Genomic DNA, 12,160 nt, shown 5'->3' with positions numbered 1-12,160 from the left:
GCCGGCGCCCGCTCATTTCCGGCCCGGTCGGGCGGTCGTCATGCCCGCATTAGACCAGCACGCGCTCGATCCCGCCATGGTTCGCCCGTGCGACATAATCGGCCATCCAGTTCTCGCCGAGCACCTGGCGCGCGATTTCGACCACGATGTAGTCGGCTTCGAGGTTCGCGTCCTCGTTGTAGCGCGACAGGCCCTGCAGGCACGACGGGCAGCTCGTCAGGATCTTCACGTCCGGCCCGTTCGCGCCCGCGGCCGCCGGCGCCGGCGCGTCGCCGGCCACCACCGGGATCGCGCGCAGCTTCGCGGCGCCCTTGCGGATCTCTTCTTCCTTGCGGAAGCGAACCTGCGTGGACACGTCCGGCCGCGTGACCGCGAGCGTGCCCGATTCGCCGCAGCAACGGTCGTTCTTCTCGATCTTGTAGCCGTCCTTCTCCGAGCCCATCAGCTCGTTGACGAGCTTCACCGGATCCATCGTCTTGATCGGCGTGTGGCACGGGTCGTGATACATGTAGCGCGTGCCCGTCACCCCGTCGAGCTTCATCCCCTTCTCCAGCAGGAACTCGTGGATGTCGATGATCCGGCAGCCCGGGAAGATCTTGTCGAACTCATACCCGGCAAGCTGGTCGTAGCACGTGCCGCACGACACGACCACCGTCTTGATGTCCAGGTAGTTCAGCGTGTTCGCGACCCGGTGGAACAGCACGCGGTTGTCCGTGACGATCTTCTCGGCCTTGTCGTACTGGCCCGAGCCGCGCTGCGGGTAGCCGCAGCACAGGTAGCCCGGCGGCAGCACGGTCTGCACGCCCGCTTCCCACAGCATCGCCTGCGTCGCCAGCCCCACCTGCGAGAACAGCCGCTCCGAGCCGCAGCCGGGGAAGTAGAACACCGCTTCCGAATCGACGGTCGTCGACTTCGGGTTGCGGATGATCGGCACGATCTTGTTGTCCTCGATGTCCAGCAGCGCGCGCGCCGTCTTCTTCGGCAGGTTGCCCGGCATCTTCTTGTTCACGAAGTGGATCACCTGCTCGACCGCGGGCGGCTTGCCGGTGGTCGCCGGCGGGTGCTGCGTCTGCTTCGTCACGACCTTCTTCAGCATGTCGTTCGCGAAGCGCTGCACCTTGTAGCCGACGCCCATCATCACGCCGCGCGCGAGGTTGATCGTCTGCGGATTGGTCGCGTTCAGGAAGAACATGCCCGCCGCGTTGCCGGCGTTGAACTTCTTCTTGCCCATCTTGCGCAACAGGTTGCGCATGTTCATCGTCACGTCGCCGAAGTCGATCTTCACCGGGCACGGCGTCGCGCACTTGTGGCACACCGTGCAGTGGTCGGCCACGTCGTTGAACTCGTCCCAGTGCTTGATCGACACGCCGCGGCGCGTCTGTTCCTCGTACAGGAACGCCTCGACCAGCAGCGACGTCGCGAGGATCTTGTTGCGCGGGCTGTACAGCAGGTTCGCGCGCGGCACGTGGGTCGCGCACACCGGCTTGCACTTGCCGCAGCGCAGGCAGTCCTTCACCGAATCGGCGATCGCGCCGATGTCGGACTGCTGCATGATCAGCGACTCGTAGCCCATCAGCCCGAAGCTGGGCGTGTACGCGTTGCGCAAATCGGCGCCGTCGAGCAGCTTGCCCTTGTTGAAGCGGCCGTTCGGGTCGACGCGCTGCTTGTACGCGCGGAATTCGGCGATCTCGTCGTCGGTCAGGAACTCGAGCTTCGTGATGCCGATCCCGTGTTCGCCGGAAATCACGCCGTCGAGCGAGCGCGCGAGCGTCATGATGCGTGCGACGGCCGCATGCGCGTCCTGCAGCATCTCGTAGTTGTCGGAGTTGACCGGGATGTTCGTGTGGACGTTGCCGTCGCCCGCGTGCATGTGCAGCGCGACGAACACGCGCCCGCGCAGCACGCGCTTGTGGATCGCCTGCGCTTCGTCGAGGATCGGCTTGAAAGCGCCGCCGTTGAAGATCGCGCGCAGTTCCGCGCGGATCTCCTGCTTCCACGAGATGCGGACCGTGCGGTCCTGCGTGACGTGGAACACGGTCGCGCCGGGCTGTTCGTCCGCGCGATCCGCGAATTTCTCGGCGAGCGCCTCGTAGCCGAGCTGCACCAGGTAGTGCTGCGCCTCGCGCAGCGGCTGGTCGAGCCGGTCGCGCACGAACTCCCAGCGCGCGCGCACGCGCTTGAGCAGCTCGAGCGCCTGCTGCACGCGGTCTTCCAGCAGCTCCGCGCTCGGGATCTCGTTCGCGTCGTCGGTCTTGCCGAGCGGCAGGTTGCCGCCGCGGAAGAACGCCTCGAGCGCGTCGACGAGCTGCAGCTTGTTCTTCAGCGACAGCTCGATGTTGATCCGCTCGATGCCGTCGGTGTACTCACCCATCCGGTTCAGCGGGATGACGACGTCCTCGTTGATCTTGAACGCGTTCGTATGCTTCGCGATCGCGGCCGTGCGGCTGCGATCGAGCCAGAAGCGCTTGCGCGCCTCCGCGCTGACCGCGACGAAGCCTTCGCCGCTCTTGCCGTTCGCCATCCGGATCACTTCGGACGTCGCCTGTGCGACCGCATCGGCATCGTCGCCGACGATGTCGCCGATCAGCACCATCTTCGGGAAGGCATTGCGCTTGCTCTTGGTCGCATAGCCGACCGCGCGCAGGTAGCGCTCGTCGAGGTGCTCGAGGCCCGCGAGGATCGCGCCGCCCTGCTTCGACGTCTCGAACAGGTAGTCCTTGATCTCGACGATGCTCGGGATCGCCTCGCGCGCCTGGCCGAAGAATTCGAGGCAGACGGTGCGCGTGTGCGCGGGCATCTTGTGCAGCACCCAGCGCGCGGACGTGATGAGCCCGTCGCAGCCTTCCTTCTGCACGCCCGGCAGGCCGGCGAGGAACTTGTCGGTCACGTCCTTGCCGAGCCCTTCCTTGCGAAAGCGCCGGCCTTCGATCTCGAGCATCTCGGTCTTGAGCAGCTTCTCGCCCGGCGCATACGCGCCGTCGAACCACTTCAGCTCGAAGCGAGCGACCGCGATGTCGTGGATCTTGCCCTGGTTGTGCTCGTGGCGCGTGACTTCGAGCCAGTTGCCGTCCGGGTCGACCATTCGCCACCACGCCAGGTTGTCGAGCGCGGTGCCCCACAACACGGCCTTCTTGCCGCCCGCGTTCATCGCGACGTTGCCGCCGATGCACGATGCGTCGAGCGAGGTCGGATCGACCGCGAACACGTAGCCGGCCGCCTCCGCCGCCTCGGTCACGCGACGCGTGACGACGCCCGCGCCGGAGAAGATCGTCGGCACCTTGTGCGCGACGCCCGGCAGTTCGGTCAGCTCGACCGCGCCGAGCTGTTCGAGCTTTTCGGTGTTGATCACCGCCGAGAACGGCGTGAGCGGCACCGCGCCGCCCGTGTAGCCGGTGCCGCCGCCGCGCGGGATCACGGTCAGGCCGAGCTCGAAGCACGCCTTGATCAGCGCGGCGATCTCGGCTTCGGTATCGGGGGTCAGCACGACGAACGGGTATTCGACACGCCAGTCGGTCGCGTCGGTCACGTGCGACACGCGCGACAGCCCGTCGAAGCGGATGTTGTCCTTCTGCGTGCAGCGGCCGAGCGCCTTGGTCGCGCGGCGGCGCAGCTCGGCCATCTTGTCGAATTCGTCCGCGAACTCGTCGACCGCGCGCTGCGCGGCCGTCTCCAGCATCTCGACGCGCGATGCGCGCTCGCGGCCGGCGTCGTCGCGGTGCTCGGTGAGATCCGCGCTGCGGCGCTTGCCGATCTCGGTCAGGCGGTGGTTCAGCGCCTCGATCAGCAGCGCGCGGCGCTTCGGGTTGTCGAGCAGGTCGTCCTGCAGGTACGGGTTGCGACGCACGACCCAGATGTCGCCGAGCACTTCATACAGCATCCGTGCCGAGCGGCCCGTGCGGCGCTCGGCGCGCAGCTCGTCGAGCACCGACCACGCCTCCTCGCCGAGCAGGCGGATCACGATCTCGCGATCGGAGAACGACGTGTAGTTGTAGGGAATCTCGCGCAAGCGGGGCGCGGGGTCGGCGGCGACGGCGGCGGCCGCGCCATGCGGATCGAAAACTTGTGGTGCGTTCATGTTCGGACGACTCGGAGGGCCGATACCCCGTGCACGGGCGTCGGCAAGCGCGTGGGCGCAATCTTGGGGAAATCTGTTCTGTTACCAGGCGCGCGGCTGTCCTTCATGGGGCCGGAGCGGGCGACTCGCCCCTCCTGGCCGGCGACAGGGCCTGGCGGCACTCGGAACCATCAGCACGATCGCGCGCGGCGCGCATGCCGTTCGGCCGCGGGGCTGGCTGCGCGCGGCGTCGGCTTCAACGGTGCGATCCGAGGGTGCCTCTGCATCTTCCGAATCCTTGATTCAAAACGGAATTCTAACCCATGATCGGGCCGCCCGTGACACGCCGGACAGGTCGTGGGGCTATCGCCGCGCGCCGCGCCGGGCGGGGCTCGGCGCGGTTTCGTGCGACCATTCGCCGTCCGTCCGGTCGGTAACCATGCGGTTAAACCGATAAAAAAATCGCGCCCGGCGACGCGCCCCCTGCCGGCACGCGCCCCCTGCCGGCACGCGCGCACGGTCGCCCGCAATCGCCCGCCCGGCATGCCGCTTGCGTGCGGGCGGACCCTTGGCGCTATCATTGACCCTTTACCGTCTGCATCCGCACTGCACGCGAGCGCCCATGGCATCCCACGATTACCTGAAGAAAATCCTCACCGCGCGCGTCTACGACGTCGCGATCGAGACGGAACTCGAACCGGCCCACAACCTGTCGGCCCGGCTGCGCAACGCCGTTTACCTGAAGCGCGAGGACAACCAGCCGGTGTTCTCGTTCAAGCTGCGCGGCGCGTACAACAAGATGGCGCACATTCCGGCGGACGCGCTCGCGCGCGGCGTGATTACCGCGTCGGCCGGCAACCACGCGCAGGGCGTCGCGTTCTCGGCGGCGCGGATGGGCGTCAAGGCCGTGATCGTCGTGCCCGTCACGACGCCGCAGGTGAAGGTCGACGCGGTGCGCGCGCACGGCGGGCCGAGCGTCGAGGTGATCCAGGCGGGCGAATCGTACAGCGATGCGTACGCGCACGCGGTCAAGGTCCAGCAGGAGCGCGACCTCACGTTCGTCCACCCGTTCGACGATCCGTACGTGATCGCCGGCCAGGGCACGATCGCGATGGAGATCCTGCGCCAGCACCAGGGCCCGATCCACGCGATCTTCGTGCCGATCGGCGGCGGCGGGCTCGCCTCCGGCGTCGCCGCGTACGTGAAGGCGGTGCGCCCGGAGATCAAGGTGATCGGCGTGCAGGCCGAGGATTCGTGCGCGATGGCGCAGTCGATCGACGCGGGCGAGCGCATCGAGCTGAGCGAAGTGGGCCTGTTCGCGGACGGCACCGCGGTGAAGCTCGTCGGCGAGGAAACCTTCCGGCTGTGCCGCGAGCTCCTCGACGGCGTCGTGACGGTCAACACCGACGCGCTGTGCGCGGCGATCAAGGACGTGTTCCAGGACACGCGCAGCGTGCTCGAGCCGTCCGGCGCGCTCGCGGTCGCGGGCGCGAAGCTGTACGCGGAACGCGAAGGCATCGAGAACCGGACGCTCGTCGCGGTCACGTCCGGCGCGAACATGAACTTCGACCGGATGCGCTTCGTCGCCGAGCGCGCGGAGGTGGGCGAGGCACGCGAAGCCGTGTTCGCGGTCACGATCCCCGAGGAACGCGGCAGCTTCAAGCGCTTCTGCTCGCTGGTCGGCGATCGCAACGTCACCGAGTTCAACTACCGGATCGCCGATGCGCAATCCGCGCACATCTTCGTCGGCGTGCAGATCCGCCGTCGCGACGAATCGGCGGAGATCGCCGCGAACTTCGAAGCGCACGGCTTCAAGAGCGTCGACCTGACGCACGACGAGCTGTCGAAGGAACACATCCGCTACATGGTCGGCGGCCGCTCGCCGCTCGCGCTCGACGAGCGCCTGTTCCGCTTCGAATTCCCGGAACGGCCGGGCGCGCTGATGAAGTTCCTGTCGTCGATGGCGCCGGACTGGAACATCAGCCTGTTCCACTACCGCAACCAGGGCGCGGACTACAGCTCGATTCTCGTCGGGCTGCAGGTGCCGCAGGCCGATCGCGCCGAGTTCGAACGCTTCCTCGCGGCGCTCGGCTATCCGTATGTCGAAGAGAGCGCCAACCCGGCGTACCGCCTCTTCCTGTCGTAAAGGCGTCACACGATGAATCCCGAACATTCCCCGCTCGGCAAGGCCACCGTCTACGCGACGCAGTACGACGCGTCGCTGCTGTTCCCGATCCCGCGCGCCGGCGCGCGCGAGCAGCTCGGCATCACGTCGGCGCTGCCGTTCTTCGGCACCGACATCTGGAACGCGTACGAACTGTCGTGGCTCAACGCGCGCGGCAAGCCGCAGGTCGCGATCGCGACGTTCTACGTGCCGGCCGAATCGCCGAACATCGTCGAATCGAAGTCGTTCAAGCTGTATCTCGGTTCGTTCGCGCAGTCGAAGTTCGACTCGGTCGACGCGGTGCGCGACGTGCTGAAGCGCGACGTGTCGGCCGCGTGCGGCGCGAGCGTCTCGGTGCAACTGGTGTCGGCGCACGATTTCCGCAAGCTGGAAATGGACGAGCTCGACGGGCTGTCGCTCGACCGGCTCGATCTCGACGCCGACGTGTACGAGCCGGACCCGTCGCTGCTGTCGGCCGCCGAGGACGAAGCGCCGGTCGAGGAGACGCTCGTGTCCGACCTGCTGCGCTCGAACTGCCCGGTCACGGGCCAGCCCGACTGGGGCAGCGTGCAGATCCACTACGTCGGGCCGCAGATCGACCACGCGGGGCTGCTGCGCTACATCATCTCGTTCCGCAATCACACGGGCTTTCACGAGCAATGCGTCGAGCGGATCTTCCTCGACATCCTGCATGCGTGCAAACCGGTGAAGCTCGCGGTGTATGCGCGCTATACGCGCCGCGGCGGGCTCGACATCAATCCGTTCCGCACCAATTACAACCAGCCGATGCCGGATAACGCGCGGACCGCGCGGCAGTGAAGCCCGCCGGGATCGTTCGCCCGCCCCTTCCGGGCGGCGGACGGCCCGGGTTCATCGTTGCGCCGGGCGCTCCGGGAGGATTTCCACCAAGCGCAGCAGGTAGCCGTCGGGGTCTTGCACCAGCATCTCGATCTGGCCGTGCTCGATGTCGTCCTGCCGATACCAGGATGTTCGCGGTTCGACGAACAGCGCCACGCCCGCGGCGACGATCCGGTCATGGATCGGGCCGATCGAATCGACCTCGATCTGCAGGTTGATCCCTCGCCCGAACGGCGGCTCCATCGGGCCTGTCAGCCAGCTTTCCGGGCGCTGCTGCTCGAGCATCAGCTGAGCCCCGCCGAGCTCGAGGTACGCGAATCCATCTTCCGGACGCTCGAAGCGGATCCCGAACCCCAGCACGTCACGGTAGAAGCGCACGCTTGCGGCAAGGTCCGAGCAAATCAGCTCCGGCACCAGCGCAGCCCATTCCATACCTGTCCTTTCGGTCGTCCATGCCGCACGTTACGCGAACGAGCTGCATGCGTTGCAACGGTTGCAGCCGCGCGACGGCCCGGAGTCCGTCGGACCGCGCCCGGAAATGACGAAACGGGCTCGATGCCACTCGCACCGAGCCCGTTGCGTATCGATTCGCCGCGGCGGGATTATTTCGCCGGCGCCTTGTAAGCGATGCAATCGACCTCGACCTTGCAGTCGATGACCATGCTCGACTGCACGCACGCGCGTGCCGGCGGGTTCTCGCCGAAATACGAGATGAACACCTTGTTGAACGACGCGAAATCGCGCGCGTCGTCGAGCCACACGCCGCAGCGCACGACGTGCTCGAGGCCGTAGCCGGCTTCCTTCAGGATCGCGATCACGTTCTCGATAGCCTGCTTCGACTGCGTGACGATTCCGCCTTCGACGACCTCGCCGTTCACCATCGGCGTCTGGCCCGACACGTACAGCCAGCCGTCCGCCTCGACCGCCCGCGCGAACGGCATCACCTGGCCGCCGGTCCCCTTCGCTTCGCCTACGCCATATCGCTTCATCGTTTCACTCCTCGTGTGTCGACCCGAGTTGGCGCTGCGGCGCTGACTCCGGTCCCATGCAACGCTCGGTTGCGGATACGCGCGCCGGCTGCTGCGGCGCGCATGGAAGATCGGGATGCGTGCGTTCAGAACGCCGCATCGGCACTGGCCGGCACGCGCTCGCCGCGCGCGACGAAACCGCCGGCGCGCTCGCCGGTCGGCTGGCCGTTTTCATAAGTCAGCACGCCGTTCACCCACACGGCGTCGATCCCGTGCGCGGGCTGCTGCGGCTTGTCGAACGTCGCGGCGTCGATCACGCGCGCCGGATCGAACAGCACGAGATCGGCGTGGTAGCCGACGTGCACCTCGCCGCGGCGCGCGAGCCCGAAGCGGCGCGCGGACAGCGACGTCATCTTGCGGATCGCCTCCTCGAGCGGCAGCAGGTTCGTGTCGCGCACGTAGTGGCCGAGCACGCGCGGGAACGCGCCCCACAACCGCGGATGCGGCAGCGGATCGTTCGGCAGCCCGTCGGAGCCGACCATCGTCGCCGGATGCGACAGGATGCGGCGCACGTCGTCCTCGGACATGTTGTGGTACACGGCGCCCGCCGGGCGAATGCGCTGCGCGGCCTCCTGCTCGGTCACGCCCCAGTCGGCGGCGATCGCCTTCAGCAGCTTGCCCGCGACTTCCGGGTGCGGCTCCGACCACGTGATCGTGATGTCGATGTCGCCCGTCACCTGTTTCAGGTCGAGCGTCGACGAACTGCGGCTGTACGGATAGCAGTCGCAGCCGACCGGCTGATAACGGCGCGCGCCTTCGAGCGACGCGAGCACCTCGGTGCTGCGCCCCCAGTTCGACGGACCCGCGCATTTCAGGTGCGAGATCACGACCGGCACCTGCGCGTGGCGGCCGACGCGATAGGCCTCGTCCATCGCATCGAGGATCGCGTCGAATTCGGTGCGCATGTGCGTCGTGTACAGCGCGCCGGCTTTGGCGAGCGGCTCGGCGAGCGCCATCACTTCCTCGGTCGGCGCGGCGAACGCGGAACCGTATGCGAGACCCGACGACAGGCCGAGCGCGCCGTTCGCGAGCGCCTCCTCGAGCTGCGCGCGCATGCCGGCGATCTCGCCATCGGTCGCCGCACGGTCGAGGCGGTCCATCTGGTTGTTGCGCAGCGCCGTATGGCCGACGAGCGCCGCGACGTTGACGGCCGGGCGCGCATCGTTCACGGCCGCGACGTAAGCGGCGAAGCTCGGGTACCGGAACGCGCCGCGCTCGCCGAGCAGGTTCATCGGGTCGGGCGGATCGCCCGCGAGCGTCACCGGCGACGCGCTGATCCCGCAGTTGCCGACGATCACGGTCGTCACGCCCTGCGAGATCTTCGGGATCATCTCCGGCGCACGGATCACGTGCGTGTCGTCGTGCGTGTGCACGTCGACGAAACCCGGCGCCAGCGCACGGCCGTTCGCGTCGACGACGGTCTCGGCGAGCCAGTTCGACAGGTTGCCGATCGCCGCGATCAGGCCGTTGCGGATCGCGACGTCGCGCGTGACGGGCGGCGCGCCGGTGCCGTCGTACAGTTGCGCGCCGACGATCAGCGTATCGGCCGCTTCGGGATGCGAATGCATGGTCAGTCTCCTACCGGTTGACGGTCTCCGCCGCCGCGGTGCGCATCGAGCGCGTGCTTGATGCGGCGCAGCGATTCCCGGCCCGCATCGCCGAGCCGCAATGCGACGCCGGTGACGAGCACGTCGATCGCCATCATCATCGCGTAGCGCGATGTCGAAGGCTTGTAAATGAAATCGGTTTCGAAGGCGACGACGGGAATCAGATGATCGGCGAGCTTCGCGAGCGGCGACGCCGGCGCGGTGATCGCGATCAGCTTCGCGCCGTAGCGCTTCGCGAGCCGGCAGCTCTCGAGCAGCTCGGGCACGCGCCCGCTCACCGACAACGCGACGACGACGGTGTCGCTCGCCAGCGTCGCGGCCACCATCCGCTGGAGCAGGCTGTCCTGGTAGCTCGCGACCGGCCGGCCGAACCGCACGAGCCGGAAGCGCAGTTCGTCGGCAAGGGCGGTCGAGCCGCCGCCCTGCCCGTACACGTAGGTCATTTTCGCGCCGGCGAGCAAGTCGGCCGCCGCGTCGAACGACGTGTTGCGCAGCAGCTGGTGGTTGTGCGCGAGCGCCACGCGAATCTCGTCGTAGACCATCGACGCGGGGCTCGTGTCGTCGGCCGGCGCGTCGTCGGACGGCACCAGAAAGCGCTGGCCGACGGCCGCCGCCTGCGCGACGAGCACCTTCAGCTCGCGCACGTCGCGGCAACCGACGGCCTTCGCGAAACGCGTGACCGTCGCGACGCTGACCTCCGCGTCGCGCGCGAGCGCGCCGATGCTCGCATGCGCGGCGCGCGCCAGATCGGCGAGGATGAACGCGGCGACCTTGCGCTCGGCTTCGCGCAGCTCGGGCGCGCATTCGGCGATCCGCGCGACGATGTCGAGGACCGGCGGGGCGGCCTGAGCCGAATGGGGCTCGGCCGCGGGCGAAGCGGACGGGGAAGCAGGCGTATTCATCGGCGGAAAAGGGGGCGAAGCGGGTGCGAAGCTGGATGTTATTAAATAACATCACCGCGCCGATGCTACTTTCTGTACCATCTGCATGTCAACTTCAGTGCAATGCATAGTGATGATGGAGCGGGATGACATGAAAGTTACAAACTATCAGGAAGCGACGATCGATCCGTTCGGCAAGGGCCTGGGCAATCTGCCGAGCGCGAGCGTGCCGCTCGGCGACGCGGGCCGGCTCGAATGGAACCTGCTCGCGGAAGACGTCAGCCTGCCGGCCGCCGTGCTTTACGCGGATCGCGTCGAGCACAACCTGAACTGGATGCAGGCGTTCGTGCAGAAATACGGCGTCAAGTTCGCGCCGCACGGCAAGACGACGATGGCGCCGCAACTGTTCCGCCGCCAGCTCGACGCCGGCGCGTGGGGCATCACGCTCGCGACCGCGCACCAGACGCAGGCCGCGTATCACGGCGGCGTGCGGCGCGTGCTGCTCGCGAATCAGCTGGTCGGCCGCCAGAACATGACGATCGTCGCGGGGCTACTGTCCGATCCCGATTTCGAATTCTTCTGTCTCGTCGATTCCGCGGACAGCGTCGATCAGCTCGGCCGCTTCTTCGGCGACGCGAAGAAATCGCTGAACGTGCTGATCGAGCTCGGCGTGCCGGGCGGCCGCGCGGGCGTGCGCGACGCCGCGCAACGCGAGGCCGTGCTGGCCGCGATCGCGCGCTATCCGGACACGCTGAAGCTGGCCGGCATCGAGCTCTATGAAGGCGTGCTGAAAGAGGAAGGCGAGATTCGCGCATTCCTGCAGCAGGCGGTCGCGCTCACGCGCGAGCTGGCCGAAGCCGGCCGCTTCGCGCGCACGCCGGCGATCCTGTCCGGCGCCGGTTCGGCGTGGTACGACGTGGTCGCGGAAGAATTCAAGAAGGCGTCCGACGCGGGCTTCGCGGAAGTCGTGCTGCGTCCGGGCTGCTACCTGACGCACGATGTCGGCATCTACAAGAAGGCGCAGACCGACGTGTTCGCGCGCAACCCGATCGCCCGCTCGATGGGCGAAGGGCTGCTGCCGGCGTTGCAGCTGTGGGCGTACGTGCAGTCGGTGCCGGAGCAGGATCGCGCGATCGTCGCGCTCGGCAAGCGCGATGCGGCGTTCGACGCGGGCCTGCCCGAGCCGGCGCGCCACTTCCGTCCGGGCCGCGACACCGCGCCGCGCGACGTCGCCGCCGCCGAAGGCTGGGCCGTGACCGGGATGATGGACCAGCACGCGTACCTGCAGATCCCGCCGGGCGCGGACGTGAAGGTCGGCGACATGGTCGCGTTCGACATCTCGCATCCGTGCCTGACGTTCGACAAGTGGCGTCAGGTGCTCGTGCTCGATCCGCAATTCCGCGTGACGGAAGTCGTCGAAACCTTCTTCTGACGCACGCCGCGCGCGGCGGCGCCCCGCCGCTCGCGCGGGGCGGCCGTCACGCGCGCTTCAATCTGCCGGAGTACACTGCGCTTTCGTCCTCGGGCCCCGTCGTCGTCGCCGTGCACGGCGCGACCGGGCCTTCAAC

Annotated in this window: 8 protein-coding genes; 3 read left to right on the top strand and 5 right to left on the bottom strand. The window is 67.9% G+C overall.

The window, feature by feature from the left end; all coding sequences use genetic code 11:
• Positions 1-49 precede the first annotated feature (49 nt).
• The gene (locus WS96_RS22935; RefSeq protein ID WP_059835647.1) at positions 50-4,075 is read right to left on the bottom strand and encodes a DUF3683 domain-containing protein; all 4,026 of its coding nucleotides are present in this window, start codon (positions 4,073-4,075) and stop codon (positions 50-52) included.
• 601 nt (positions 4,076-4,676) lie between these two features.
• On the opposite strand from WS96_RS22935, the gene ilvA reads away from it, so the two are divergent.
• Together ilvA and queF are read left to right on the top strand one after the other, a co-directional pair.
• A complete protein-coding gene (ilvA, locus tag WS96_RS22930; protein ID WP_059835646.1) occupies positions 4,677-6,200 on the top strand; it encodes a threonine ammonia-lyase, biosynthetic in 1,524 nt (507 codons plus the stop codon).
• Between the two features lie 12 nt (positions 6,201-6,212).
• The gene (gene queF / locus WS96_RS22925) at positions 6,213-7,037 is read left to right on the top strand and encodes an NADPH-dependent 7-cyano-7-deazaguanine reductase QueF (protein WP_034208370.1); all 825 of its coding nucleotides are present in this window, start codon (positions 6,213-6,215) and stop codon (positions 7,035-7,037) included.
• 51 nt (positions 7,038-7,088) lie between these two features.
• On the opposite strand, the gene WS96_RS22920 is transcribed toward queF, so the two are convergent.
• From WS96_RS22920 to WS96_RS22905, 4 genes are all read right to left on the bottom strand, one after another.
• Complete coding sequence (locus tag WS96_RS22920) at positions 7,089-7,508, bottom strand: bleomycin resistance protein (protein WP_059835644.1); 420 nt, start codon at positions 7,506-7,508, stop codon at positions 7,089-7,091.
• 170 nt (positions 7,509-7,678) lie between these two features.
• Entirely contained in the window at positions 7,679-8,065 is a 387-nt protein-coding gene (locus tag WS96_RS22915; protein ID WP_006497391.1) for a RidA family protein, read from the bottom strand.
• A 125-nt stretch (positions 8,066-8,190) separates the two neighbouring features.
• Entirely contained in the window at positions 8,191-9,672 is a 1,482-nt protein-coding gene (locus WS96_RS22910) for an N-acyl-D-amino-acid deacylase family protein (protein ID WP_059780507.1), read from the bottom strand.
• Between the two features lie 2 nt (positions 9,673-9,674).
• The gene (locus WS96_RS22905; protein ID WP_034208373.1) at positions 9,675-10,613 is read right to left on the bottom strand and encodes a MurR/RpiR family transcriptional regulator; all 939 of its coding nucleotides are present in this window, start codon (positions 10,611-10,613) and stop codon (positions 9,675-9,677) included.
• 130 nt (positions 10,614-10,743) lie between these two features.
• Here WS96_RS22905 and WS96_RS22900 point away from each other — a divergent pair, with 130 nt between their 5' ends.
• Positions 10,744-12,024 carry an amino acid deaminase gene (locus WS96_RS22900; protein WP_059835643.1) on the top strand — a complete coding sequence of 427 codons (1,281 nt, stop codon included), beginning with the start codon at positions 10,744-10,746 and terminating at the stop codon, positions 12,022-12,024.
• Positions 12,025-12,160: the final 136 nt, after the last annotated feature.

Origin of the sequence: Burkholderia sp. MSMB1835 (genome assembly GCF_001526365.1) — a bacterium.
Taxonomy (GTDB): domain Bacteria; phylum Pseudomonadota; class Gammaproteobacteria; order Burkholderiales; family Burkholderiaceae; genus Burkholderia.
The sequence above is the reverse complement of the archived record's forward strand: the minus strand, read 5'-3'. Positions and strand labels throughout refer to the sequence as shown.

What these genes read in the sequence shown, in the direction of transcription:
- WS96_RS22935 (WP_059835647.1), bottom strand. Translation starts at nt 4,075, where the DNA reads ATGAACGCACCACAAGTTTTCGATCCGCATGGCGCGGCCGCCGCCGTC.
- ilvA (WP_059835646.1), top strand. Translation starts at nt 4,677, where the DNA reads ATGGCATCCCACGATTACCTGAAGAAAATCCTCACCGCGCGCGTCTAC.
- queF (WP_034208370.1), top strand. Translation starts at nt 6,213, where the DNA reads ATGAATCCCGAACATTCCCCGCTCGGCAAGGCCACCGTCTACGCGACG.
- WS96_RS22920 (WP_059835644.1), bottom strand. Translation starts at nt 7,508, where the DNA reads ATGGAATGGGCTGCGCTGGTGCCGGAGCTGATTTGCTCGGACCTTGCC.
- WS96_RS22915 (WP_006497391.1), bottom strand. Translation starts at nt 8,065, where the DNA reads ATGAAGCGATATGGCGTAGGCGAAGCGAAGGGGACCGGCGGCCAGGTG.
- WS96_RS22910 (WP_059780507.1), bottom strand. Translation starts at nt 9,672, where the DNA reads ATGCATTCGCATCCCGAAGCGGCCGATACGCTGATCGTCGGCGCGCAA.
- WS96_RS22905 (WP_034208373.1), bottom strand. Translation starts at nt 10,613, where the DNA reads ATGAATACGCCTGCTTCCCCGTCCGCTTCGCCCGCGGCCGAGCCCCAT.
- WS96_RS22900 (WP_059835643.1), top strand. Translation starts at nt 10,744, where the DNA reads ATGAAAGTTACAAACTATCAGGAAGCGACGATCGATCCGTTCGGCAAG.